Annotated in this window: 19 protein-coding genes, 2 tRNA genes and 1 pseudogene; 7 read left to right on the top strand and 15 right to left on the bottom strand. The window is 72.5% G+C overall.

Annotated features, from left to right (window positions below; genetic code table 11):
- Positions 1-157: 157 nt before the first annotated feature.
- The 4 genes from ACVW07_RS18600 to ACVW07_RS18585 form a co-directional block, all read right to left on the bottom strand.
- Positions 158-4,024: an Ig-like domain-containing protein gene (locus ACVW07_RS18600; RefSeq protein ID WP_456820680.1), complete on the bottom strand. Its 3,867-nt coding sequence runs from the start codon at positions 4,022-4,024 to the stop codon at positions 158-160.
- A 352-nt stretch (positions 4,025-4,376) separates the two neighbouring features.
- Positions 4,377-4,452, bottom strand: a tRNA-Lys gene (locus ACVW07_RS18595).
- Between the two features lie 66 nt (positions 4,453-4,518).
- A complete protein-coding gene (locus ACVW07_RS18590) occupies positions 4,519-4,722 on the bottom strand; it encodes a hypothetical protein (protein ID WP_456820679.1) in 204 nt (67 codons plus the stop codon).
- Positions 4,723-4,810: 88 nt separating this feature from the next.
- Positions 4,811-5,107 carry a GroES family chaperonin gene (locus tag ACVW07_RS18585; RefSeq protein ID WP_456821123.1) on the bottom strand — a complete coding sequence of 99 codons (297 nt, stop codon included), beginning with the start codon at positions 5,105-5,107 and terminating at the stop codon, positions 4,811-4,813.
- Between the two features lie 110 nt (positions 5,108-5,217).
- Here ACVW07_RS18585 and bcp point away from each other — a divergent pair.
- Positions 5,218-5,686 (top strand): annotated as a pseudogene (bcp, locus tag ACVW07_RS18580) (thioredoxin-dependent thiol peroxidase).
- A 48-nt stretch (positions 5,687-5,734) separates the two neighbouring features.
- Positions 5,735-5,820: transfer RNA gene (locus ACVW07_RS18575), tRNA-Leu, on the top strand.
- 6 nt (positions 5,821-5,826) lie between these two features.
- Here ACVW07_RS18575 and ACVW07_RS18570 read toward each other — a convergent pair.
- Entirely contained in the window at positions 5,827-6,978 is a 1,152-nt protein-coding gene (locus tag ACVW07_RS18570; RefSeq protein ID WP_456820678.1) for a sensor histidine kinase, read from the bottom strand.
- Positions 6,975-7,637 carry a response regulator transcription factor gene (locus ACVW07_RS18565; RefSeq protein ID WP_456821122.1) on the bottom strand — a complete coding sequence of 221 codons (663 nt, stop codon included), beginning with the start codon at positions 7,635-7,637 and terminating at the stop codon, positions 6,975-6,977. Before ACVW07_RS18565 ends, ACVW07_RS18570 begins: the two co-directional genes overlap by 4 nt.
- 161 nt (positions 7,638-7,798) lie before the next feature.
- On the opposite strand from ACVW07_RS18565, the gene ACVW07_RS18560 reads away from it, so the two are divergent.
- The 4 genes from ACVW07_RS18560 (at position 7,799) to ACVW07_RS18545 (ending at position 11,398) form a co-directional block, all read left to right on the top strand.
- The gene (locus tag ACVW07_RS18560) at positions 7,799-8,398 is read left to right on the top strand and encodes a hypothetical protein (RefSeq protein ID WP_456820677.1); all 600 of its coding nucleotides are present in this window, start codon (positions 7,799-7,801) and stop codon (positions 8,396-8,398) included.
- Positions 8,399-8,400: 2 nt separating this feature from the next.
- Positions 8,401-9,450: a peptidoglycan-binding protein gene (locus ACVW07_RS18555; RefSeq protein WP_456820676.1), complete on the top strand. Its 1,050-nt coding sequence runs from the start codon at positions 8,401-8,403 to the stop codon at positions 9,448-9,450.
- Positions 9,447-10,163 carry an ABC transporter ATP-binding protein gene (locus ACVW07_RS18550; protein WP_456820675.1) on the top strand — a complete coding sequence of 239 codons (717 nt, stop codon included), beginning with the start codon at positions 9,447-9,449 and terminating at the stop codon, positions 10,161-10,163. The genes ACVW07_RS18555 and ACVW07_RS18550 overlap by 4 nt, the downstream gene beginning before the upstream one ends.
- A gap of 62 nt (positions 10,164-10,225) precedes the next feature.
- Positions 10,226-11,398: an ABC transporter permease gene (locus ACVW07_RS18545; protein ID WP_456820674.1), complete on the top strand. Its 1,173-nt coding sequence runs from the start codon at positions 10,226-10,228 to the stop codon at positions 11,396-11,398.
- 60 nt (positions 11,399-11,458) lie between these two features.
- Here the strand turns inward: ACVW07_RS18545 and ACVW07_RS18540 are convergent, their stop codons facing one another.
- Both ACVW07_RS18540 and trxA read right to left on the bottom strand, forming a co-directional pair.
- Complete coding sequence (locus ACVW07_RS18540) at positions 11,459-14,467, bottom strand: glycosyl hydrolase (RefSeq protein WP_456820673.1); 3,009 nt, start codon at positions 14,465-14,467, stop codon at positions 11,459-11,461.
- A 246-nt stretch (positions 14,468-14,713) separates the two neighbouring features.
- The gene (gene trxA, locus ACVW07_RS18535) at positions 14,714-15,085 is read right to left on the bottom strand and encodes a thioredoxin (RefSeq protein ID WP_456820672.1); all 372 of its coding nucleotides are present in this window, start codon (positions 15,083-15,085) and stop codon (positions 14,714-14,716) included.
- Positions 15,086-15,207: 122 nt separating this feature from the next.
- Between trxA and ACVW07_RS18530 the strand changes: the two genes are divergently transcribed.
- Positions 15,208-15,762 carry an NUDIX hydrolase family protein gene (locus ACVW07_RS18530; protein WP_456820671.1) on the top strand — a complete coding sequence of 185 codons (555 nt, stop codon included), beginning with the start codon at positions 15,208-15,210 and terminating at the stop codon, positions 15,760-15,762.
- Between the two features lie 16 nt (positions 15,763-15,778).
- Here the strand turns inward: ACVW07_RS18530 and ACVW07_RS18525 are convergent, their stop codons facing one another.
- The 7 genes from ACVW07_RS18525 to ACVW07_RS18495 form a co-directional block, all read right to left on the bottom strand.
- Complete coding sequence (locus ACVW07_RS18525) at positions 15,779-17,608, bottom strand: ABC-F family ATP-binding cassette domain-containing protein (RefSeq protein WP_456820670.1); 1,830 nt, start codon at positions 17,606-17,608, stop codon at positions 15,779-15,781.
- A 177-nt stretch (positions 17,609-17,785) separates the two neighbouring features.
- Positions 17,786-18,412: an RdgB/HAM1 family non-canonical purine NTP pyrophosphatase gene (gene rdgB, locus ACVW07_RS18520; RefSeq protein WP_456820669.1), complete on the bottom strand. Its 627-nt coding sequence runs from the start codon at positions 18,410-18,412 to the stop codon at positions 17,786-17,788.
- The gene (gene rph, locus ACVW07_RS18515; RefSeq protein ID WP_456820668.1) at positions 18,409-19,191 is read right to left on the bottom strand and encodes a ribonuclease PH; all 783 of its coding nucleotides are present in this window, start codon (positions 19,189-19,191) and stop codon (positions 18,409-18,411) included. The genes rdgB and rph overlap by 4 nt, the downstream gene beginning before the upstream one ends.
- Before the next feature lie 185 nt (positions 19,192-19,376).
- Positions 19,377-20,777 carry a S1 family peptidase gene (locus ACVW07_RS18510; RefSeq protein WP_456820667.1) on the bottom strand — a complete coding sequence of 467 codons (1,401 nt, stop codon included), beginning with the start codon at positions 20,775-20,777 and terminating at the stop codon, positions 19,377-19,379.
- 26 nt (positions 20,778-20,803) lie between these two features.
- A complete protein-coding gene (locus ACVW07_RS18505) occupies positions 20,804-21,322 on the bottom strand; it encodes a hypothetical protein (protein WP_456820666.1) in 519 nt (172 codons plus the stop codon).
- 32 nt (positions 21,323-21,354) lie between these two features.
- Positions 21,355-21,864: a hypothetical protein gene (locus ACVW07_RS18500; RefSeq protein ID WP_456820665.1), complete on the bottom strand. Its 510-nt coding sequence runs from the start codon at positions 21,862-21,864 to the stop codon at positions 21,355-21,357.
- A gap of 5 nt (positions 21,865-21,869) precedes the next feature.
- Positions 21,870-25,595: a hypothetical protein gene (locus ACVW07_RS18495; RefSeq protein ID WP_456820664.1), complete on the bottom strand. Its 3,726-nt coding sequence runs from the start codon at positions 25,593-25,595 to the stop codon at positions 21,870-21,872.
- Positions 25,596-25,959: the final 364 nt, after the last annotated feature.

The following is a 25,959-nucleotide window of genomic DNA, read 5'->3' as shown; positions in this document are numbered from 1 at the left end:
CGGGGCCCGCGGCCCTTCGCAGGCCGAGCCGGTCCTCCAGCCCTGCCTCGACGGTGGGCCCGGTGCTGCGGGCCGGCCGGCAGCACCGGCCGACCCGCTCGCCCGAGGAAGTCCCCCGACGGGCGTTCGGCCGGGGACTTCGTCGTGCGGGGGGAGGTCAGCTGATCGCCACCAGGCGTGGCCAGCTCATGAAGTTGCTCCCGAGCGAGCCGTCGCCCACGACCGCGATCTGCCCCTTGGCTTCCACGACGTTGCCGGCCTGGACCCCGCTGCCGAACGTGAAGGTCCGCACCGGCGCGCCGCTCGTGCTGTAGCCCACGAGGCGACCGGCGTCGTCGTTCGCGAAGGGCTCGCCCACGAGCACCCGGCCCCCGGCGATGTCGACGTCCGTACCGAACGAGTAGCCGGTGCCGTTCCGCGCCGTCAGGTCGTCCTGTCTGACCCATGAGGTCCCCGACCGGCGGTAGACCCGCACCTCGCCGGCGACACCCCGCGGGGCGTAGCCGACGGCGAGGGTGTCGCCCTCGACGGCGACCGACTGGCCCAGCGGCGAGGACTTGGCGTCCTCGCTCCAGACAGCTTCCGACGACCACGTGCCGTCGTCGCCGCGGTGGTACACGTGGACCGCGTGCTGCGGGTTGGCTCCGTAGAACGACCCGACGGCGGCGACGTCCCCGTCGATGTCGATGTCGCCTGTCGCGTACGTCCAGTAGTCGATCCCGGAGGAGCTCAGGTCCTGCGTGTGCGTCCAGGTCTGACCGGTGCGCTCGTAGACCCGGACGACGCGTGACATGTCCCAGAGCTCGTCCTGGACGGCGTCGGTGAACATCAGCGTGTCACCGTCGAGGGCCACCTCGTAGCCGATCCCCGTGAACTCCCAGGTGGTGCCCGGCGCGGTGAACGTCTGGGTGCGGGTCCACGTGCTCCCGGTGCGCGTGTACAGCCAGAGCTCGTACGGCCCCGGGGTGTACGCGCCCGAGGTGACCACGATCGTGTCGCCCGAGATGGCGACCTCGAAACCGGCCTGGGTTTCCTCGACGCCGCCGGCGAACGGTGTGACGCTGTCCAGGTTCCAGCTGTCGCCCGCCCGGGTGTACACCCCGAAGTTGCCCACGGTGTCCGTGACGACGACGGAGGTGCCGTCGGTGGCGAACGCACGGGCCTTGCCCGACCCGAACGTGCTGATGCTCATCCACGTGGTGACGTCCGGGTCGTCGCCCGGGTCGCTGCCACCGCCGCTGCCGGTGCCGCCGCCACCACCCGTGCCACCACCGCCAACGCCACCGCCGGCGCCGCCACCACTGCCACCGGTTCCGCCTCCCCCGTCACCCGGGTCGCCGCCCCCTTCACCGGGGTCGGTGTCGGAGCTCTCCCAGGCCGACGTGTGGGTCCACAGCCGCGCGGTCTTGGTGGGGAAGTCGAAGTGCTTGTCCGCGAGCGCCTTGCCCGCGACGGTCATGCGGGCCCCCACACGCAGCGTGTACTCCATGTCGACGGTCTGCAGCGCGGTGAGCGTGATGAGGTCGACGTCGATCGCGTACCGCGGGCCGACCTTGAGGCCGACGTACGGTCCGGCGAGGTCGTAGATCCTGATCACGAAGTCGAGGGTCACCCCGGCACTGGCGTCGAGCTTGATGTGCGCGTCGGCGGCCGGCTCGGCCGTGAAGCTCAGGTCGTCGACGGGCTCCCACGTCCCGTCCGCGTAGATCATCCCGATCGTGGACACCATCGACAGCTCGTACGTCGCCGTGATCGAGCCCTCGGCCGACGCGTCGACGTAGACGCCGGGGTCGAGGTTGTACGTCATGACGAGGGGGACGGGACCGATCATGATGGTCGAGGCGCCCAGGCGCACAGAGCCGAGCGTCTTCTCCTTGTCGAGCTCCCACTTCTTCGTCGCGGTGATGTCGACGTCGATGCCGGCACGCGTGCCGAACATGTAGCTGAACTCCGTCAGCTCCGGGTCGGGGCCCGTCCAGTCCCAGTGGGCGTCGATGTCGAGCTTGAAGGTCAGGCTGATCGAGGCGCTGGCCTCGACGTGGGCCTTGAGGATGGGCTGCGGTGTCGTCGAGATGTCCACCGACGCGATCGTGAGAGTGTCCTTGAACTCGGCCTCCGCGGTCGCCACAGCGGCCGGCAGAAGCACGGTGGACAGGCCGAACCGACCGCTCGGGGACGGTGTGCCGTCGCCGGCGAACACCCGCGACCCGCCGTCCAGCGGGAGGTCCTCGATGTCGACGTGCGCTTCGAGGAAGACGTCGGTCAGAGTGGCCGGTGTCGTGTGCACGACCGTGGTGTCCCCGAGCCGCTCGACGCTGGCGACGCGGCGGAGCAGGCCTTCGGGGGTGGCGTCGCTGATGCCCGAGACGAGCACGTCACCGCTGTGCACCGGCGTGACCGCCGTGAACACGACCGTGTCGTCGTCCACCGTGGTGATCGCGGCCTGCTCCGCGGGGGTCAGGACGTCGGCGTCGGGATCGATGACGACATCGAGGCCCGCGGCTGCCTGGACGGTGTAGGTGCGGGTCGCGGTCGTGCTGCGCCCTGCCCAGTCCGTCGACCTCACCGAGAGGGTGTGCTTCCCTGCGACCGCGGGCACGTCCAACGACCAGGACTGCGTGGCGCTGCCGGTGGACCTCAGAGCAGCGACGCCGATCAGGGTGCCGTCGGCGCTGACGGTCACCTCGCGCACGCCCGAACCGGCGTCCGAGGTGCTTCCGGCCACGGTCACCTGTGCGGAGTCCGACTGCCGCAGCGTGACGCCCGCGACCGGTGTGGTGATCGCCAGGACCGGCGCGACCGTGTCCACGGACGCTGTCACCGGCCGCGACTGGTAGCCCGTGAGAACGACCCCGGTGAGGGTCGACCCGAGGGGCACGGCGAGGAAGGTCTGGCCCGTCTCACCGACCGGCGCGACCACGGTGACGGTGGTCGTCGTGAGGCTGGGGACGAACGCCCGGACCGAGGGGTCCGACAGGGACTGTCTCGCACTGTCGCCGACCTGCAGCTGGCCCGGCAGCAGTCCCGAGCGGACGCTGACCTGGAGGACGGCGGAACGGACGGAGCCAGGGACCTCCTTGCCGGTCACCGTCACCGACCGCGTCCCGTAGGCCGCCACATCGGCGAGAGAACGTCCGGGGACCACGACGATGCCGTCCGTCATCGGAGCACGCACCTGGCCCGCGCTCTGCCCCGCGACCCACCCGACCACCGTGATCCGCAGCCCGGCCGGCGCGGCGCCTCGCACGGAGTACGAGAAGGCCCCGTCACCGTCGATGGCAGTCAGCACGAGCGATGTCGACCAGGCGGAGGTGTAGGACACGCCCGACGTCCCGGTGAACGACAGGGACCCCGGCCCGGCGCCCTGCACCTGCACCGACAGCCACACGGCCTGCGCACCCTGCGCGGGAACCCCGGCCAGGCCCGCGAGCGGGACGGTGGACACCGCGCCGGGCCCGGGGACCGTCCCACCGGCACCTGTCGCCCCGTCCACGGCCGTGCCTGCCGGTACGACCGTCGTCCCACCCAGACCGACAGGGACCGAACCGTCACCGTCGACGTACCCCACGACGGTCATCGAGACCAGCGTCGGCGCCGAGGACCGCAGCGAGACGGCACCCGCCGGACCCGTGCGCAGCAGTGTCGTGGCGGACGAGGTCCCCGCGGGGAACGACACCGCGGACCCGTCCGGCTCCGTCTCGCCCGCCGGCCACACCGTCATCGCCCCGGCGGTCGACGTGATCACCTGGACCTGGACGACCAACGACCGGGTGCCCGCGGGCACCTCGCGGCCCGGAGCCAAGGCCGCGTCGCGCTTCTCGCCCGACCGCAACGTCACGCCCAGAGCGGGCGTCGGGTCCACCTGGTGCCACGCTCCGGCGGGCGCCGACGGCCGTGCCGCGGCGTGCGGCGACAGCCGGTCGAGCGCCGAGGCGCCACCTGCCATGGGCCCGGCCAGGGCCACACTGACCGCGATGACCGTGGCGGCCACCAGACGACCCGCACGGGGTCCCCACTTCTTCACGAATTCCTCCGACGACGGCGCAGCGCCGGAGAGGATCGGTCGCCCCGGGCCGGTGCATCGTGCCAACCCGCCGACACCGCCACGGCGCGATCGACTGGAGGTTCACTCATCCGCCGCCGGACATCACCCGGTGTGCGGCCTCTGCCACCGACTGCGGCGTCTGCCACCGAATGCGCGGATTGACGCACGCCGGCGGCCAGGGCCCCCGGCCTAGGGGAGCTCGACGACACGGCGGAGCCGGCACAGGAGCCGACGGTGGCGGGCACTGCCCGGGGAGGGGTCGTCCACCCACAGCCACACCCACGACGAGAAGGGCACCCGACCGGCGTCTCCGCTGGTCAGGTGCCCTCGATGGTGCGCCATCAGGGACTCGAACCCCGAACCCGCTGATTAAGAGTCAGCTGCTCTGCCAATTGAGCTAATGGCGCGCGGTTGAGAACGTTAGCAGGCTCTGGGCCCGGCAGGCGAACCAGACAGCCCGGCAGTGACGACCGTCACGCACCGGGCTCGTCGGAGGTGCCGGGGGCCGGTGGGTCCGCCTCCCACCAGGCGGTGTCCGGCAGTCCCTCGGCCTCGAGGATCTCCGCCGAAGGGGGCGCGGCGTCCGTGAACAGGTCCACCAGCAGCGTCAGCGGCACGTGGGCGTCCAACAGGTCCTTGACCGGCTCGATGTCGTCGGGGGCGGCGTCGGGATGCACGTCGTCTCCTCCCTGGTCGGTGTCTGGGTCGTCGCCCGTCGTGGAGCGGCACTGGGCGCGACTGGCCGCACCCGCGCGGACGCGAGGCTCACAGGTACAACCCCGTTCCCTCCCCGATCGTTCCCGGGGCCGCGACGGCGTGCACGTCCTTCTCCCTGAGCAGCAGGTACGTGGTGCCGGCGAGCTCGACCTCGGCGCGGTCCTCCGGGTCGAACAGGACCCGGTCGCCCACCGCGACCTGCCGGACGTGCTGGCCGACGGCGACCACCGCCGCCCACGACAGGCGCTTGCCGACCGCCGCCGTGGCCGGGATGACGATGCCCGAGCTGGAGCGTCGCTCGGCCGTCTCGCGGTCGATCGTGACCAGCAGACGGTCGTTGAGCATGCGGATGGGCAGGGGCGGCTGGGCGTCGGTGTCCTGTGCGCTCACGAGCCCGACGGTACCCGTCCGACGTAGGCTGACGCCGTCCTCGCACCGCCTCGTCAGGAGTACCCGTGCCTCGTCTCGCCGTCGGCGACCTCGCCCCCGACTTCACGCTGCCGACCGCCGACGGAGGGAAGCGTCACGCTGTCCGCGCTGCGCGGCCGGCACGTGATCGTGTACTTCTACCCGGCGGCGATGACACCGGGGTGCACCACGCAGGCGTGCGACTTCCGCGACTCGCTCGCGTCGCTGCAGGGCGCCGGGTACGCCGTCGTCGGGCTCTCCCCGGACCCGGTCGACAAGCTCGCGACGTTCGTCGAGCAGGAGCACCTCACGTTCCCGCTGGCGTCCGACCCCGACCACGCTGTCCTCGAGGCGTGGGGCGCATGGGGCGAGAAGTCGCTGTACGGCAAGACCGTCACCGGGGTGATCCGCTCGACCGTCGTCGTGGACCCGGAGGGACGCGTCGCGCTGGCGCAGTACAACGTCAAGGCCACCGGGCACGTCGCGAAGCTACGACGGGACCTCAAGGTCGCCTGAGGTCGATCCCCGCGGGGGCCGGGCGGCCCTCGTGGGAGACTCGGCCGCGCGGGAGTGGTGAAACGGCAGCCACGCCAGGTTTAGGTCCTGGTGCCCGAGAGGGCGTGCGGGTTCGACTCCCGTCTCCCGCACCAGCACGTTCAGGACGACGGCAGCCGCAGCTCGCCGACCAGCCCGCCCTCCGGGCGTGGCGTGAGCACCAGGACACCGCCGTGATGGTCGGCCACCGCACGGACCACCGTGAGACCGAGCCCCACCCCGTCGCCGTTCGCCGTACGGTCCGCGGCGCCTCGACGGAACGGCAGGACGAGGTCCGCGGCGGCGTCCGGTGGCACGGCCGGCCCGGTGTTCTCCACGACCACGCGGGCACCGTCCGGCGCGCCGGTCAGGGACACCACCACCCGGCCCGCGGCGACGTTGTGGTGGGCGGCGTTGTGCACCAGGTTGGCCACGGCCCGGCCGATCAGGGCCGGCTCCCCCGGCACGGTCACGTCGGTGAGCCGCACGTCCCAGGTCAGGCCGTCGTCGGGTCGTCGCACCTGCTCCACCGCATCCTCGACGGCGACCCGCAGGTCCACGGGGACGGGTGGGCCGACGGCCTCACCGGACTGCGCGCGTGCCAGCACCAGCAGCGCGTCGATGGTGCGGGCCGCCCGGCGGCTCTGGTCGAGCGCGGTCGACGCCGCGGTGCGCAGCTCGTCGGCGTCGGCTTCGGGGTCCGCGAGCGCCACGTCGAGCGCGGCCTGCTGGTTGGCCAGCGGCGTGCGCAGCTCGTGGGACATCGTCGCGACGAGCCGCCGCTCCGAGCTCACCGTCTGCTGCACGCGGCCGAGCAGGGCGTCGAACGTGTCAGCCAGCTCCCGCAGCTCGTCACGGGGGCCACCGAGCGCGATGCGCTCGTCGAGGGAGTCGGCGGAGATCCGCTGCGCCCGCGCGGTAATGGTGTGCACGGGCCTGAGCACCCGGCCGGCGACCAGCCAGCCGATCCCGACCGACGCGCCGGTGACGAGCACGAAGCTGAGCCAGGAGTTGCGGACGAGCTGGTCCATCGTCGAGCCGACAGCCTCGTCGCGGACCTCGTTGACGACGGGGCCCGGCAACGGCACGGTCTCCGGCAACGGCGCGGTCCCCGGCGCGTCGCCGGGCAGCCGGTGGGTCTCGACGTTCATCGACCGGCTCTGAGCCTGGGTGACGAGGCCGTAGACCAGCAGCAGGAGCACCGCACCGGAGAGCGCCACCAGCAACGTGTAGAAGATCGTGAGCCGCCAGCGCACGCTCAGTGAACGCCTCATCGCATGACCAGGCGGTAGCCGGCGCCACGGAGCGTCTCGATGAGGGGTGGGTCGCCGAGCTTGCGCCGCAGGCCGACCATCGTGACGCGCACCGCGTTGGTGAACGGGTCGGCGTTCTCGTCCCACACCCGTTCCAGCAGGTCCTCGGCGGACACCGTCGCGCCGCCGGACCGGACGAGCTCGACGAGGACGCCGTACTCCTTGAGGGTCAGCTCGACGGGACGCCCGGCCCGCGTCACGGCGCGGCGGGCCACGTCGACGCGCAGGTCGCCCGTGGACAGGACCGGTGGCTGGGCCGGGGCGGTGCGCCGGGCGAGCGCCTGGACGCGCGCGAGCAGCTCCGCGAACGCGAACGGCTTGGCGAGGTAGTCGTCGGCACCCAGCCCGAAGCCGTCGACCTTCTGCTGCAGGCCTCCGGCCGCCGTCAGCATGAGGATCCGCGCGGACGAGCCTGCGGCGACGAGCGCACGGCACACCTCGTCACCGTGCACCACCGGCAGGTCGCGGTCCAGGAGCACGACGTCGTACCTGTTCACGGCGGCCAGCTCGAGGGCGCACCCGCCGTCGGCGGCGACGTCGGCCGCATACCCGGCCCGGCGCAGCCCGCGCGCGAGCGCGTCCGCCATGACCTCCTCGTCCTCGGCCACGAGCACCCGCACGTGCACCTCCGTCGCGATCCGCATGGTCTGCGCAGCATCGGACCCCGTGTGTTCAGCCAGCGTAAGCGCCCGGGCGGCGCCGGGACCTGCAGCCAACGCTGGCGGAACGGGCGCGGCGGTGGGCTGGGCACACCTGACCGCTCGAGACGAGGAGCACGACCATGGACACCGCCCGCCATCTACCACGCCGCCTCGGCACGTCCGCGCTCGCGGCCGTCGGCGTCGTGCTCGTCGCCGCGGCGTGCACCGCGAACCCGCCCGGCTCCGCGCTCCCCGGCGCCACCGACGGCCCGGTCCCGGACGGCGCATCGTCGGCGCCGGCCTCCATGGACCCCGACGACGCGATGCTCCAGCTCGCCCGCTGCATGCGTGAGCACGGGATCGACATGCCGGACCCGGTCGACGGGAAGGTGACAGTCAAGGGCGACGGGATCACGGACGAGCAGATGGAGGCGGCCGAGAGCGCCTGCGCGAAGTGGCAGCAGCTCGCCGAGCCGCAGGACGGCGGGCGCGAGCTCTCCGAGCAGGAGAAGCAGGCGTTCCTCGACCAGGCGCAGTGCATGCGGGACCGCGGCTGGAACGTCTCCGACCCCGAGTTTGACGGCGGCCGCGTGAGCCAGAAGTTCCATCGGAGCACGGAGGGCGCTGCCGGTGACCCGAAGCCCGGCGACCCCGCGTTCGAGAAGGACCTGCAGGAGTGCGCCGACGAGGCCGGGGTCCGGCCCCCGGAGGACGGCGACACCGGGACGGGTGGGGAGTGACCATGACCAGCCGCGCACGCATCGGTCCTGCCGTGGCCCTGGTGGCGATCGGCGGCCTGCTCTCCGCGTGCGGTGCGCCTGACGAGCCGGCCGCAGGCGCCTCGCCGTCGGCGTCGACCGAGCGCCCGACGGTGTCCGTCGAACGGACCGACCTCACGTCGAGCATCACGACGAGCTGCGCGCTGGGCCACGGCGAGAGCACGCCGCTGCAGGCGGCGACGGAGGGCACACTGACCGCGCTCGCCTCGGCCGGTTCCACCGTCGGCGAGGGCCAGGTGCTCTACGCCGTCGACACCCGGCCGGTCGTCCGGCTCACGGGCACCCTGCCCGCGTGGCGGGACCTCGGCCCCTCGTCCACGGATGGTGCCGACGTGCAGCAGCTGGAGCAGGCGCTCGTGGACCTCGGGTACGCGACCACCTCGGCCCTGACCGTGGACGAGGACTGGACGTCCGCAACGACGACCGCGGTGAAGGCCTGGCAGAAGGCGCTCGGCGTCACCCGGTCCGGCACCGTGCGGCTCGGCGACGTCGTGTTCACACCCGCCGACCTGCGGGTCGCCGAGCAGGTGACGGACCTCGGCGAGCACGTCGAGCCGGGGATGCCGGTGCTCGACGTCGGCGCCACGGCTCAGGTCGTGTCCTGCACGCTGCGTCCCAGCCAGGCGGCCGTCGCCCCTGTCGGCGCGACCGCCCACCTCACCCTGCCCGACGGCACCACGACCGACGGCACGGTCGCGGCGGCGGACCTCGTCACGGTCGACGAGCAGCGGGACCTCGACGTGACGATCACCGCGGCGGGTGACGTGATCGGCACCCTGCTGGAGGGCGCCCCGATCCAGACGGTCCTCGACCAGGTCGTCGCGACCGGCGTGCTCGTGGTGCCCGTGACCGCGCTCGTCGCGCTCTCCGGTGGCGGGTTCGGCCTCGAGAAGGTGCTCGCCGACGGCTCGACCCAGTACGTGCCGGTGACGGCGGGTGCGTTCGCCGGCACGTCCGTGGAGGTGTCCGGCGACGGCGTCGTCGAAGGCGACGAGGTGGTGGTCGCACCATGACGGTCCTCGACCTGCGCGGCGTCACCAAGACGTACGGGACGGGGCCGGCGGCCCTCACGGTGCTGCACGACGTGGACCTGGTCGTCGAGGCCGGCGACTACCTGGCGGTGGTCGGACCGTCCGGCTCGGGCAAGTCGACGCTGCTCCATGTCATGGGTGCGCTGGACCGGCCGACGACGGGCCGTGTGCTGCTCGCGGGCGACGACGTCACCGCGATGTCGGACGCCGCCCTGTCCCGGGTCCGGGCCGTGCACCTCGGGTTCGTGTTCCAGCAGTTCTTCCTGCTGGACGGGCGGTCGGCCGTGGAGAACGTGGCCGACGGGCTGCTCTACCAGGGCGTCCGGCGGCCGGAGCGGCTGCGGCACGCCCGCGAGGCGCTGGACCGGGTCGGGCTGGGTGCGCGCGCCGGCCACACCCCGGCCGAGCTGTCGGGCGGGGAGTGCCAGCGCGTCGCGGTCGCACGGGCGCTCGTGCACGCGCCGCGGATCCTGCTCGCGGACGAGCCCACGGGCAACCTCGACCAGGCGTCCGGCGCCGCGGTCCTCGACCTGTTCGACACGCTGCACGACCAGGGGGCGACGATCGTGGTGGTCACGCACGACGAGCACATCGCGGACCGGCTGCCCCGCGTGGTGTCGATGCGCGACGGGCGCGTCGAGCACGACACCGGTCCGGTACCGGCGCGGTTCGCGGCGACCGGGGTGGCGCCGTGACCGGGACCCAGACGGCCGTCCGACCCTCGGGTGGGGCGCCCGCACCTGCCACGGTTCGACGCATGTCCGCCGGGGACAGGCTCCGGCTGGGTGCCCGCGGGCTGACGGTCCGCAAGGGCCGCACGGCGCTGTCGGCACTCGGGGTGGCGATCGGGATCACGGCGCTCGTGGGCGTGCTGGGGCTGTCCGAGTCGTCGCGGGCCGACCTGCAGGCGCAGCTCGACGCGCTGGGCACCAACCTGCTCACCGTGTCCCCGGGACAGGGGCTGATGGGCGACGACGCGACCCTGCCCGACGAGTCGGTCGCGATGCTCGCCCGGGTCCCCACCGTCCAGGCCGCCGCCGCCGTGCGGGCGGTCGAGGCCACGGTCCGGCGCAGCGACCGGGTGCCGGAGAGCCAGACGAGCGGGATCCGGCTCGTCGCCGCCGACCTCGGCCTCCCGGACGCCGTGGCGGCCACCGTCCGGGAGGGTCGCTGGCTCGATGCGGCCGTCGAGCACTACCCGGCCGTCGTCCTGGGGGCCACCGCTGCACGGCGGCTCGCGATCGGGCCTCTGACCACGGGGGTCGACGTGTGGGTCGACGGACGGCCGTACACCGTGATCGGCGTTCTCGAGCCCGTGGTCCTCGCACCCGAGCTCGACGACGCGGCGATCATCGGCACCCCGGTCGCGGACGCGCTGTTCGACGACGACCTTCCCCCGTCCGCCGTGTACCTGCGGGTGGACCCGGGCCAGGTCGCCGCGACCCGGTCGATCCTCGGCCGTACCGCGAACCCCGCAGCGCCCGACGAGGTCCGGGTCTCCCGCCCGTCCGACGCTCTCGCCGCACAGGACGCCGCGAACCGGTCCTTCACGCTGCTGGCGCTCGGCCTCGGTGCGGTCGCCCTGCTGGTCGGCGGCGTCGGCATCGCGAACGTCATGGTCGTGTCCGTGCTGGAGCGTCGCCGCGAGATCGGCGTGCGGCGCGCGCTCGGGGCCACCCGGGGGTCGATCGGCGGACAGTTCCTCGTGGAGTCGGTGCTGCTGTCGCTGCTCGGCGGCGCCGCCGGTGCTCTGATCGGCGTCGCCCTGACCTGGGCGTTCGCGGCGGCGCAGGGATGGGCGCTCATCGTGCCGTGGCGTCCGGTCGCGGCCGGGCTCGCGTGCTCGCTCGTCATCGGCTCGCTCGTGGGGCTGTATCCGGCCATGCGGGCCGCGAGCGTGCCGCCCACCGAGGCCCTGCGCACCGTGTGACGCGCGGACGAGCCGCCGGTCCTGGGAAGGTCCGGCGGCTCGTCCGTGCGGCTCCCGCGGTCAGTGCAGCGGCAGCCGGATCACCGTCTCCGGCACCCCGACGCTCGTGGCGCCCGAGCCGATGGCGTTCCACAGGGCGACCCTGACGCGCCCACTGTGCAGAGCGCCCAGCGTGCCGGTCTCCGACTGCAGGCCGACGGCCTGGGTCAGGTGCTCGAACCCGGGCACCGGGTCGGTCGGGAAGTACCGGTAGATCTCCACCCGGTCCCACGTCCCGTCACCCGTGAGGTCGTAGGAGATCGAGATGCGCGTCCCATTGCCCACGACCGCTCCCGCGTCGAGCGCGACATCGAACGTCGCGGCTGCGCCCGTCGGGGTACCGGTCAGCCCGCCGGCCGTCCAGACGAGCGCGTTCGACGACTCCTGGCCCGTGTCGATGCCCAGCGCCTGCGGGACCACGACCGTGGCCGGGCTGGTCGGCCGCTGCGTCACCAGTGCACCCGACGCACCGAGGTACCGCGTGAACGGGTCCCCCGGGACGACCGTGGGGGTGGGCGTCGGCTTCGGCGTCCTCGTCGGCGTGGGCGTCGGCGTCCTTGTCGGTGTCGGCGTCTTCGTGGGCGTCGGCGTCACCGTCGGCGTCGGTGTCGACGAGTCGGTCGGTGTCGGCGTCGACGTCGGACCGCCGGGGGCTCCCCCGCCGCTCCAGGTGAACGCCCCCGACGTGACCGTCTTCCCCGCAGGCACCGCGAGCCGAGTGCCGTCGCTGAACGCCACGGTCAGCGCCGCGGAGGTGACGTTGGACGCGACGTAGGTGCGGCCGGCCCCGCTCTTGAACACGACGGCCAGGGGGTGGTCCGCGTGCACGGTCGCGTCCACGGTGCCGAGCGAGGCGAGGTTGGCGACCCAGTGCAGCGTGTGCGCCCGGCTCTCCCCCTCCTCGACGGGGTACCCGGGATGCGCCTGGAGCGCGGCGAGCGCGGCGGGCCCGTCGGCCAGCGCCAGGTAGCTCCACAGGATGTCCTGCCAGACCGACGGCTGGCCGCCGTTGGCCTGGACGAGCTCGGCGTAGTTCGCCTTGACGTCGTCGGGCCGCAGTCCGAGGTAGAGGTGACCGCCCGTCACGGGCAGGGTGTTGATGCCCTGGATCATCTCCGGCTCGGCGCTGAACCAGGTGGCATAGGCCGCGCCGTCGCCCCAGACCATGCCCACCGTGGAGTGCCCGAAGCCCTGCGGCATCGCCCCGGACCCGTCGAACCAGTAGTCCTGGATCGCGGCCGCCTGGGTGGCGTACAGGTAGACACCGGCGTCGCGGACGGCCGTGTCACCGGTCGCCTCGCCCCACTCGACGAGGCCCGCGGCGAAGTTCATGCCCTCCGAGCTGGACTCCTGGTTGTTGCCGGCGACGAAGGCGCCGTGGCCGGACGCCCAGTCGTGACCGGCGTAGATGTCGAAGTCACGCAGGTACGGGAACCGGGTCTCGCTGCGGTCGTAGCTGTTCGCGTCCCGCACGAGGGTGTCCACCATCCCGCCGTACGCGCTCTTGCGGGCCCAGGCGGGGTCGAACCTGGCGAGCGTCGCGGCCGCCACGACGAAGTAGCCGTAGTGGAAGTGGTGGTCGTTGAGCTCGGTGTCGGAACCGTACGAGGCGGGGTAGCCGATGAGCGTGCCCCAGTCCTTGTCGTACGCGAACACCTGCTCCGTCTTGCCGGGCGTCGCGGTGAACCAGTTGGTGAGCGTCGACTTGATCGTCGCGAGCGTGCGGTCGCGGACGTCCGTGTCCCCGAGCTGGTCGGCGATCTCGACGATGCGCGTGGCGCGACCCAGGGCCTTGCCGGTCCAGTACGTGTCCGCCTTGAGGGCCGGCAGCGTGTCGGTCACGGCGTCGGCGAGCAGCTTGTCGAGCTGCGTGCGCAGCGGGCCCGTGGCCGTCGCGACGGCGGGGACCTCCGGAAGCACCCCGGTGAACGGCGTGGAGGTCGTGAAGGACGACGAGCCGACGTAGGCGGTCATGGCCCCTCGCGGCGACACGTACGTCGACGACAGCTTGCTGCCGCCACCGGTGCCCGTCACGTGCTGCTGCTGGTGCGGGTAGAGCGCGACGACCGTGCCCTTCGCAGATCCTTCGAGAGCCGTGGTGGTGAGCGCGTAGGAGGTGCGGACCACCGAGCCGGCCTCGTCGTAGGCGTAGGTCGCCTTCGTCCCGGTGACCTCGGAGTACGCGTACGGGGCGAAGGCGGTCGCCTGCGCGACCCGGTCCGCGTTGCTGCTGGCGGCACCGGTGGTCAGCGAGGCGACCGACAGGTAGCCCTTCCCGGCCAGCGAGCTGCTCAGCGTGCTGCCGGACGCGGTCCAGGAGGACCCGGTCGGGGCGTACGCCACGTAGTCGTGGCCGGCGGCGGTGAAGCCGACCGTGGGCCCGTTCTGCAGCCAGACGGTGAGCGCTCCGCTGCCCGTCAGCACGGCGTTGCCGCCGCTCACGTGGTACCAGCTGAACGGGAGGCCGTGCCCGATCGTCGCGGTGAGCTTGCGGGTCCCGTCCGTCCAGGACGGCGTCACGGTCCAGTCGGTCCAGCCCGCCACCTTCACCTCCGGTGCGGCCAGGCCGGCGACACCGACGAGGACGTCCTGCGAGTACATGTAGTGGAACTCGCCCACGCCACCGGGTGTCCCGGTGATCACGGGGACACGCGTCGACGAGAGCCCGAGCCCGCCGGCCGACGGCTTGTAGGACACGGGGTGCGCGTGCAGCGGTTCGCTCCAGCGGCAGTCGAGGCGCTTGTACAGCAGCGACGACCACCAGTCGTTGGTGGGGAGGGGGCCTTGCGGAGCGTCGGTCGTCACGGCGGAGCGGGGGTCGGTCTCGATGGCGTCGCAGCCCTCGGGGGTGGGCCCGACGGGTGTGGCGACGTACCCGCCCTGACCGACGGGGACGATGTCCCCGTTCGCGGCCGCGAGCGGTGCGGTCGTCCCAGAGGCCGCGGGTGCGGCCGTCAGGGCGAGCGCCACAGCGGCGATCAGTGCGACGAAGAAGACGAGCGGACGTGACGTCCGTGGCGCAGGTTGCATGGCTCAGGCCCCCAGAAGAGGGCAGGCGTCACCGCCTCGGCATGGAGGGCGGCGGCGTGCTGCCGAGGTCGGGAGACCACGCCGACGCGGTCTCCCGCGGATCGCCCCCCGCACGGCCCCCATTGGACGTGCTGCGATGACGGCGATCTTCGACACGGTAACCACGCAGGTGAAGTTTAGGCAAACTCAACACAAAGGGAGCCGGTGACTCGTGTGATCACCGGCTCCCTTTGGAGGTGACTCGTGTCAAGCAGACTCGGACTTCGAGGCGGCGATCTTCTCCCGGACCTCGTCCATGTCGAGGCCCTTCACCGCGTTGAGGACCTGCTCGAGAGCGGGCGCGGGGAGCGCACCGGCCTGGTTGAACACCAAGATCCCGTCACGGAACGCCATGAGCGTCGGGATGGAGAAGATCTGCAGCTCCTGGGCGAGCGCCTGCTCCGCCTCCGTGTCCACCTTGGCGTGCACGACGTCAGGGTGCTCCTGCGACGACGCCTCGAAGACCGGCCCGAAGCGGAGGCACGGGCCGCACCACTCCGCCCAGAAGTCGACGAGGACGATCTCGTTGTCCTTGATGGTCTGACCGATGGTCTCGGCGGTCAGCGTGGTCGTGGTCACGTGCTACCTCCCGTGATGAGTGTCGCGTGGTTCAGCGTCACGCCGATCAGGACTATTCCCCTGCCGGTCCTCGCCCGCGCGCCCTTGACCTGACTGGGCCGGGCGCACGGTAGAACTGCACGGTGACCGAGACCGCCCACTTCCCCACCGGCCCCGAGCGACCAGCGGGCTGGTTGAGCCCCGAGGAGATCGGTGCGGTCCGGCGCCAGCTCCCGATCCTCTACGTGGACGCGGTCCCGGTCCGGGTGGACGACTCGGGCGACGTCGTCGCCGTCGGTCTCCTGCTGCGCGTCACCCCCGAGGGCGTGATGTCGCGGGCTCTCGTGTCCGGGCGCGTCATGTACCACGAGCGGGTGCGCGACGCCCTCGTGCGGCACGTCGAGAAGGACCTCGGACCGGTCGCCCTGCCGCAGATCCCGTCCTCGCCCCAGCCGTTCACGGTCGCCGAGTACTTCCCGACGCCCGGCGTGACCCCGTACCACGACCCCCGCCAGCACGCGGTGTCGCTCGCCTACGTCGTACCGGTGCTGGGCGACTGCCGGCCGCAGCAGGACGCCATCGACCTCGCGTGGATGACCCCCGAGCAGGCGTGCGCCGAGCAGGTGCAGGTCGAGATGAACGGCGGCCAGGGGCTCCTGCTCCGGCAGGCGATGGCGTACGTGGGGCGCCTGCCCTGACGGCCGCGGCCGACCGTCAGGCGAGCGTGAGCTCCGGCCAGTCGGCGAGGTCCGCGCGCATCCTGCGGTCGTGCGTCGCGACGACCACGGCGGCCGACGTGAGCCGCAGGGCCTCCGTGAGCTCGTCGACCAGGCCGACGGACAGGTGGTTGGTGGGCTCGTCGAGGAGCAGCACGTGCGGCGCGGCCAGCAACGCGCACGCCAGGTCGAACCGGCGGCGCTGACCGACGGACAGGTCGCGCAACGGCCGGTCGAGGTCCTCCTCCGTCAGCAGCCCGAGCGCCGCCACGGGCACGAGCTCGGCCGGGTCGAGCAGACCACCGCGGAGCAGGTCGAGCGCATGCCGGGCGTAGGCGTCGAACGCCGTCACCGGCGGCTGACCCGTCTCGAGCTGCCCAGGCCTCTCCGGTCCCACGCTCTCGAGGCCGGCCCTCCCCTGCCCGGTACTCCCCTGCCCGGCCCTCCCCTGCCCTGCCCTGTGCTGCCCGGCCCGCTCCTGCCCGGCGTCGCGCGCGTGCTCCGTCGGGCCCTCCTGCGCGAGCACCCCCAGCCGGACGCCCGGTGCGAGCGACCGCGTCCCGCGGTCGAGCGCGATCCGGCCGGCGAGGGCGGCGACGAGCGTCGACTTGCCGGACCCGTTCGGTCCGGTGACCAGCAGGCGCCCGCACGGCGGGACGTCGATGCGGACGCCCGGCAGGTCGAGCCGGCCATCCACGCGTGGTGCCCGGACCTCCAGGAGCGGCCCGCGGGGCTGCGGGACGGACGTGGTCGGGTCGTCGTCCCGGGACGGCCGGTCCGGGTCCTGCACCGTCGCGTGACGAGGGATCGACGGCAGGTCGGGGAACGTCAGGGTCAGCGGGGGCGCGGGCACCTCGACGGCCTGAGCCTCCAGCCGCTCGACCAGCCGGTCCGCGGCCTTCACGTGGATGCGGGCACGTGTGGCCCGACGGTGTGCCTGCGAGCCCTTCGGGGGCCGCCACTCGTCCGACAGGCCCTCGTAGGCGGCGTCGAGGCGCTCGGCGAGCTGCACCGCCCGCTTCCGTTCCGCCCGGTAACGGGACCGCCAGCGCCGCAGCATTTGGTCCTTCGCGAACCGGTAGTCCGCGTACCGGGTCGCGCCGTACAGCGCGGGGCGGCCGTCCATCGACGGGTCCAGGTCGAGGATCGCCGTCATGACGTCGTCGAGCAGCCGGCGGTCGTGCGTGACGATGACCAGCGCCCCCGGCCATGCCTGGAGCTGGCGCGTGAGGTGGTCGATCCCGCTGGCGTCGAGGTGGTTGGTCGGCTCGTCGAGCAGCAGCAGGTCCGCCCGCTCCCCCAGTCGGCACGCCAGCCGCACCCGGTAGCGCTCGCCGACGCTCAGCTCGGCCAGGCGCCGTCCGGGGTCGCGCGGCGCACCGAACCTGGTCAGCGCCTCGTCGATCCGCCGGTCCGCGTCCCACGCGGCGAGGTGCTCGTACTGCTGCATCGCGTGCGCGAGCGCCGCGAGGTCGCCGGACTCGTGGTCGAAGGTGGCGACGGCGTGCTCCACCGCCTCGGACGCCCTCCGGACCGTCGTGAGCGCGCCCGCGACCATCGAGCGGATCGTGTCCTCGGCGGCCACGTCGAGCTCCTGGTCGACGACCGCCAGGCTGCCGACCCGACGGACCGTGCCCGACGTCGCGACGAGGTCGCCGGCGAGCAGCCGCAGCAGCGTCGTCTTGCCTGCGCCGTTCTCGCCGACCAGCCCGATCCGGTCCCCCGCCGAGACCACGAGGTCCACGTTGTCGAGCACGGGGTGCCCGGGGTATCCGAACGTCAGACCCTCGGCGACGAGCTGGGCCTCCGCGGCGCCCACGTCAGCCACGGCGACCCGCTCGCGTCGTCCGCCGGGGGGTGCACCTGGCCGTCGTGATGGCCGGTCTGGTCGTCCGCCCGGTCGTGCACCTGGCCGTCGTGATGGCCGGTCTGGTCGTCCGCCGGACAGCGCGGCCGGCCGTCGTCACCGTGCCCGGCCTCGTGGTCCGCCCGCTCGTCCGTCCGGTCATCCGCCCAGGGCCCGGACCACGACCGGCGCGAGCGCGCGGAACGCCTGCCCACGATGGCTGATCGCGTTCTTCTCCTCCGGCGGCAGCTCCGCGCACGTCCGCGACTCCCCGAGCGGCACGAGCACCGGGTCGTACCCGAAGCCGTGGTCCCCCCGGGGGGCCGTCGCCAGCGTGCCGAGCAGCGCTCCCGTCTCCACGTGCTCGAACCCGTCGGGCGTCACGAGCGCCGCCGCGCACACGAACCGTGCACCCCGGTGCGGGGACGCGATGTCAGCGAGCTGGGCGAGGAGCAGGTCGAGGTTCGCGGCATCGTCGCCGTGCCGACCGGCCCACCGCGCCGAGAAGATGCCGGGTGCACCGCCGAGCACGTCGACGGCGAGACCGGAGTCGTCGGCCACGGCCGGCAGCCCCGTGAACGCCGCCAGCGCCCGCGCCTTGAGCAGGGCGTTCTCCGCGAACGTCACCCCGTCCTCGACCGGCTCGGGCGCGCCCACGTCCCGGGCTCCGACGACCGCCGCCGGGTCCAGCCCGGGCAGCAACGGCGTCAGGATCGCGCGCAGCTCTCCGACCTTGTGGGCGTTGTGGGTGGCGAGGACGAGCCGTGCGCCGGTGGGCAGGGTCACGGCAGCGCGATGCGCGTCGCCGAACCGTCGCCCGCCGGCGCGGCGAGCACGGCGGCCTGAAGCTCGGAGAGGCGGGCGGTGCCGGCGACGGCCAGGTCGAGCAGCACGTCGAGCTCGGCACGGTCGAACGGCGCGTGCTCGGCGGTGCCCTGCACCTCGACGAACGTGCCCGACCCGGTCACGACCACGTTCATGTCGGTCTCGGCGCGCACGTCCTCGACGTACGGCAGGTCGAGCATCGGGACACCGTCGATGATGCCGACGCTGACCGCGGCGACCGAGTCCTTGAGGACCGTGCGCCCCTTGGGCACGAGCCGCTTCTCGGTGGCCCACGCCACGGCGTCGGCAAGTGCCACATACGCGCCCGTGATCGCCGCGGTGCGCGTCCCTCCGTCGGCCTGGAGCACGTCGCAGTCCAGCACGATCGTGTTCTCGCCGAGCTGCGCGACGTCGATGATCGCGCGCAGCGACCGCCCGACCAGGCGAGAGATCTCGTGCGTCCGCCCGCCCACCCGGCCCTTCACCGACTCGCGGTCCGACCGGCTCGACGTGGCCCGCGGCAGCATCGAGTACTCCGCCGTGACCCAGCCCTCGCCCGACCCCTTGCGCCAGCGCGGCACGCCCTCCGTGAACGACGCGACGCACAGCACCTTCGTGCCGCCGAACTCGACGAGCACGCTGCCCTCCCCGGCCTCGAGGAACCGGCGGGTGATCGTCACGGGGCGCAGCTCGTCCGGCCGGCGGCCGTCGGCGCGCAGCGCGGGGGTGGTGGCAGTCATGCGGACGAGCCTAACCGCGGGGGCCGACAGGCCTGTTCTCGACGCAGGTCAGCGGGGCGGAACCGTCGAGGTTCCGCCCCGCTGACCGTGATGGCACTCGTGGTCGGGGCACGCTCCGCGCACCGCGGCCCGGTCCGAGGCGCCCGCCCCCTGCTCAGGCGCCTCGGACCGCGTCCCCGACTACGTCACTTCGTCTTCCAGACCCCGACCAGGGGAACGTCGCTCGGACTGCCGTACGCGAACGAGTGCTCGGGTGCGGAGCTGTCCGTCTGGTTGTTCAGGTGCCAGGTGCCGGCGCGCCACACGCCCACGGAGTCCGAGCCGTCGCCGTCCCAGTCCCCGACCACAGGAGTGTCACTCGAGACGCCGTACAGGAACGTGTACTCGGGTGCTGAGTTGTCGTTCTGGTTGTTGAGGTACCAGGCCCTGCCACGCCAGACACCGACGGTGTCGATTCCGTCGCCGTCCCAGTCCCCGACGAGGGCGGTGTCACCCGAATTGCCGTACATGAACGCGTACTCGGGTGCGGAGCCGTCGTTCTGGTTGTTCAGGTACCACCACGCGCCACGGTGCACACCGACGGTCTCGATCCCGTCGCCGTCCCAGTCCCCGACGATGGCGGTGTCACCCGAATTGCCGTACATGAACGCGTGCTCGGGTCCGGAGCTGTCGTTCTGGTTGTTCAGGTACCACCACGTGCCACGGTGCACACCGACGGTGTCGAGTCCGTCGCCGTCCCAGTCCGCGAGCAGAGGGGTGTCTGTCGGATTCCCGTATCCGAACGGGGCTCCGGTGTCCTTGAGGTACCAGGCGCCGCTCTGCCACACCCCGACGTTGTACGCCGATCGGGGCACGTACCTGCCGATCCAGCTCCGCAGGTTGTCGAGTCGGGTGTCCGTGGCGCCCTGCAGGGTGTTGGTCTGCCCGAGGCAGCCGCCCTGGTAGGCGCTGTGGTGGATCCCGACCAGCTCGACGCCGGTGCTGGTGGTGCGCAGCGTGGGACCGCCGGCGTCGCCCTTGCAGATCGTCGCGCCGGTCTCGCTCGCCTGGAGGTCGGCCGTGCCTGCCGTGACGTTGGTGACGGTGTAGGCGGCGGCGTGCGCCGTGTCGGGCACCAGCGCGGTGGCCGTGCGCCCGTAGCCGGTCACCGTCACCTTGTCGCCGACCGCCGGGGCCGCGGATGCGACCTTCACCGGAGCGACATCGGTCACCGGCGAGACCAGCCGGGCCAGGACCACGTCCTGGCTGCCATGGGGCACCAGCCGATCGACGCGCACGACGTGCCCGGCGGTGCCGGTCAGGTCGACCCGCCCGACCGTCACGGTCGTGGTCAGCTTCGGAGCCCCCGCGCTGACAGCGGCACCCGACGTCTCCGCGAAGCACGACGTCGCCGTGATCACCCACCACGGGCTGATCAACGCACCCGAGCAGGCACCCTTCCCACCGATGTCGACCGTCACCGTCGCAGCCGCGACCGCCCCGGTCGGCGTGGAACCGGCCACCGCAGACGCAGCCGGCACCCCCACACCCACCAGCACCGCCGCCGTCGCACCGACGCGGACCACCCAACCCTTGCGCACGCCCATCAACCCTCTGCTCCCGTTACGCCCGCTCACCAGGCACCGAACCGCAGCTCGACCAAGATCGCCTGCGGCGTCTCTGCACCATCACCCGGGTCCACGGCCACCGACGCGTTCGCCGGCACCGCATAGGTCTCCAACGCCTCACCCGGCAGCTTCGCCGTGGCCTTCACCGGCTTGTCCCCACCACGCAGCAAGAACGTGTTCGGCACCTCCAGGGTCAAGAACCCGCGAGCCCCCGAGGTGGCGAAGCAGAAGTACCCGAGGTACGGCTCCACATCGGGCATCGACTCCACCTGGATCAGACCCGGCGCGCACGGCTCCCCCGAGGACACCACCTCGATGTGACCGTCACCCTTGAACACCTTCAGACCGTGCTCGGCCAGAATCACGTCAGCCCCGGGGTAGGCGAAGTCCTCCACCAACGACGACTGCACCTCGGTCCCCGGCTCACCGGCCGCAACAGCCGCCCCACCGCCGTTCAACACCACCACCACACCGGCCACGATCACCGGCAATCCGAACCAACCCACAAACCTCTTCACCATCACTCCGATCCGTCATAGATGAGTACCGCCAGAACCTATCCGTGGAGCCAATTTTCGGCCACATTCTCGAGGAGCGAATCGATCGCCACCAATTCTCCGCCGCTCGAAACGCCGATCCGGATCGACTCCACCTGCAAGAACTTCGCTATAGGCTCATCGGAGAACCAGATGACCAACCGGTTGTGGCTGGAGGAACAGGCGAGGCTACTCTCGATGTCGATATCAAGACGCTCCGGCTCGCTGTAGTCGGGGGTCACCTTCCACGGCCAATTCCCCAGATCAAGCAATGCGATCTGTCGGTCCCGAACAATAGCAGGCTCCAACTCCCGGTCGACCATCGCCGGCAGGTTTATAACTACAAACCCGCGGAGCGCACCCGAGTCTGGGTCGATCTTTAACTCCACATAACCCTGTCTCGGATCAGAAACGAACAGGTACAGTCGCGGAGCCGGCGCCAGGTCGCCCCAAGTGACCTTGAGCGGTATCCACGGGTCAGGCTCGGAAAAGGCTGATTGACATGAAACCGTTCCCACGATCTTGATCATCGCATTCACCCTACCTGCCGTCCGTGCACCAGCGCCGGCAAGATGTCGCTCGCCCGCTGACGAAATTCGAGTTCCCAACCGCCGACCGTTACTGGATCATCTAGCCGCAATCCATTGCTTGTCGCTTCGGCGATCGCCGCCTGCAGGCTGCGGAGCTGCTGCTGGGTCCCGAGAGCCAGCATCTCAGGGCTCTTTCCCCGCCGGACTGCTCCTGCGGCCTGCTCTGCCATGTGGTCCGTCACGTTTGGGCTCACCCACACGCGGACATCCCCAGCTGACATCTCGAATGATTTCGGAAGGCCGCCCGTGCCGGGGATTATATCCTGCGTCGCAGCAATGTCGTCCCATACCGTCGATCCGGACTTCAAATACTCTTCGATCTTTTCGGACGTGCGGACCATGCTTGTGATGTCTTGGCCGATCTTGGCCCCTCCAGACCCCCAACCGGCGAATGGGATCATCGCGGCGGCCGAAAGCCCAGCCCCTAGCCAATCGCCCCGCAGACCGGAGATGACCATGTCGACGCCGTCGCATGCCTCCCCCAGCCCGGGCGCAAACCCGCAGAGGCCGAGGAGCGTTTGGAATACATCCAGGCCCAACGAAACGAGGAGTTCCGGATGGCTCTCTGCGATCTCGACAAAGGTCCGGATCCCGTAGTCGAGCACCTGGCAGGAGCCGGCCTGCCGGTCCCGGGAGTACGGGGCGCACTTGCCACCGGAGACGACCACTTCGGTAGCTTCAATCGCGACCGCCTTGCACGCGGGCCATGGGTCCCGGGTGGCCACAGAGGTCAGGCAGTTCCTGTACCGGTGGGCGTCGTTCGCCGTGCCGGTGCCGTCTGGCCCGGTGCCAGCGGCGGTGCTGCGGTCCGCGGCTTCCTCCTGGGCGAGCCGCAAGGTATAGGTCACAGCGGCCTGCAGCGCGGCCGACGTGGCCGTGGCCGCGTCCAGGCCTGCGGCGGTGGCAGAGGTCCGTGCATCCCGCTTCGCCCATTGAGCGGATTCGGCGTCCGTCTTTGCGCGCTTTGCCGCCGCCGACGCGGTGACGACAGAGCGGGCTGCGTTGTCGGCGCTGGCCTGTGCCTGTGCTGCTGCGTTCTTGGCGGTTTGTGCGGAGGTGGCGGCTTGGTCGGCGGAGGTTTTGGCGGCTGCGGCGGACTGGTTGGCCGCGGCAGCGTAGCCGGCGGCTTGTTGCGCGGCGGCGGCGGCCTGGTCGGCGGCAGCGGCTGCCTCGGTGGCGGCGCCAGCGGCGACGGCGGCGACCCGGCGGGCCTCGGCGGCGTCACCGACGGCTTTCTGGGCGTACTGCTGGGCCTGGGCGACCAGGCCTTGCACGGCCTGGACGTGCGCGGTCTGTTCGGTGTCGCGTTGGGCGGCTTTGAACTGGCCCACGGTCAGGAAGTACGACCCGTACGAGGCGGGTCCGGCCAGGGCGACCTGGGCGGCGGCCTTGACCTCCGGGCCGCCGGCGTCCAGGACCCGGGCGATCTCGACGCGCTGGTCGGCGGCCCGGGCGGTGTACTGCCCGGTCCGCAGGAACTCGTGCGCCGCCGCGGCGGTCCCGGCCAGTGCTTTCTGGGTCGCGGCATACAAGGCAGGTCCGGGCTTGGCGGCCAGGATCCGGGCGAGCGCGAGCCGGTCGTCGGCGGCCTTGCGCGGGTAGGCCCTCGTGCGCAGGAACGTGGCCACGGCGGCGTCGTCACCGTCCAGGGACGCCCGCGCGGCGACCTTCTGCTGCCCCTCGGGCAACGTGTCGACCAGGTGCCAGACCCGGGCCCGGTCGTCCTGCCCGGCCGCCGCCACCCGGCCCTGGCTCAGCCAGGACCGCAGCACGGTCTCGTCACCGGCCAGCGCCTCGGCCGCGGCGGCCTTGGTCCACTCCCCACCGGTGGACATCAACGCCAACGCCGCCCGACGCCCCTTGTCGAGCACCGTCTGCGTGGACGCGCCCGACGCGGTCGCCTCCGTGAGCAGCGTCTGGGTGGCCGCCGGGATGCGGGCGTCCTCGGCGGTGTCCCACAGCACCGCCCGGTCCCACCCGGCCAGCTCCCCACCCGCCGCCGCGGCGGCCTGCTCGTCGGCAACCGCGGCCTGGGCGTCGGCGACACCCTGCTCGGTGGCCTCCGCCAACCGGGCCGCGTCCGCCTCCCGGGCCAGCTTCTCCACCTCGACCGCCGCCGCCGCGGCAGCGACCGCGACCTGCGAGGCCGCGGTCGCGGCCGTCGCGTGCTCGGCGGACTTGGCGGCAGCCACCGACGCGTCCCCGGCCGCACCGGCCGCCTCGTCGGCGGCCAACGCCGCCAGCCGGGCGTGCTCACCGGCCTGCCGGGCGAACTCGAACGCCTCATCGGAAGCCGCCGCTGCGTCCTCGGCGAAGCCCAACGCCCGCTGCGCCGCACTCGCCGCCCGCGCCGCCTGCACCTTGGCCGAGGCCGCCGCGGCCCGGGTCCGCTTGGCCTGCGCCGCCGAGACCCCCGCCTGCCTCGAGGCCGAGTCGGCCGCGACCGCCGCCGCATCAGCGTTCACCGACGCACTCATGGCCGCACCCGCCGCGGTGCGGGCCTGCGCCAACGCCGCGTCCCGCTGCGCCTTCACTTCGTTGAGGACCACCAGCTGCGCCGCCGCGTCCCGGGCGGCCTGCGCCGCGACCCGCGCCGCGGACGCCTTACCCGCATCCGTGCGGGCCGCCGCCGCCGCCGACTGCGCCGCCGCCGCCGCCCGCGCCGTCAACGACGCCGCCGCCGTGGCCTGCCGGGCCCCGTCCGCCGCGGTCTGCGCCGCCCGCAACGCCGCCGACGACGCCGACACCGCCTCCGCAGCAGCACCCTCCGCCGCCGCCGCCGCGTCGCCAGCCCGACCCGCCGCCGCGGACGCCCCGTCCGCCGCACCACCGGCCGCACCCGCCTGCGCCAACGCCTCACCCGCCGCGGCCTTGGCCCGCTCCGACGCCGACACCGCCCGCGCCGAAGCCTCCGTCGCGTCCGCCGCCTCGGTCGCGGTCACCGCACCGGCCTGCCGGGCCTGCTCGGTCAACCCACGCACCGTGGCCAGCTCCGCATCCCGGGCCCGCGCCACGAACTGACCGTTCGCCAAGAACTCGTGCAGATCCTCCGCGGTGCCCGCCAACGCTGCCTGCCCCGCCGCGTCCAACGCCGCACCGGAGTTGTTCGCCGCACCGGTCAGCATCGTCGCGGCCATCAACCGCTCATCGGCATACCGCGCCGCCGCCAACCCCGAGGACAAGAACTGCGACCACGCCGCCGCATCCCCCGCCAACGCCGCCTGCGCCGCCGCCCGGGTCGCCGGCCCGCCACTGTCCAGCGCCCGCGCCACCCGCAACCGCTCGTCCGCGGTCCACGCCGACCGGAACCCGCCGTCGACGAACTCCCGCAAGGAGGCATCCGAACCGGCCAACGCCGCCACCGCCGCAGCCTTCAACGACGGACCGTCCGTGCTCGCCAGCACCTGCGCCGAAGCCCGGTAGTCCGCGCCCAACGCCGACTCGAACCCGGCATCCACGAACGCCGCCAGGTCCTCATCCGACCCCAGCAACGCCGCCTCAGCCGCACGCCGCATCGACGGCGTCCCCGACCCCACCAACGACACCACCCACGACCGGTCAGCCACCCCAGCGCCGTCCTCGACCCCCACCGCAGGCAACCCGCCCACCGTGCAGCCCAGAACCACCGCCACCACACCAGCAACCAACGACCGCAAAGCAGTGCGAACCACGAGCTCCCCTTTTCGAACCAACACACCTCGACGACCGCCGAACCGGCGACCGCCCGTTGAACACCACAGGACCCACCCGCACACCACCCGCCGGATCAACAGAACTGGCGCGCGAGAGCCCCCATCGAGGGGAGCGGACCAGGTCACCGTAGAGGGCCCGATCCGTGACAAACCGGCCATTCGGCGATGACTTTGGACCAATGTGGAGGACCTCAAAAGGGTTGTGCTCGAACCCGACAAATTTCCTTTGGATTGACGGGGGGGCTCCACAGCAACCATCGGCCAGGGTTGCCCGCCGCACGGTCGCAGCATCCGCACAGGTCAGCGACGCACGCCGCCAACGAGTACTCGATGACGGCCGGGC

The organism is Cellulomonas sp. URHB0016 (assembly GCF_054057935.1).
The sequence above is the reverse complement of the archived record's forward strand: the minus strand, read 5'-3'. Positions and strand labels throughout refer to the sequence as shown.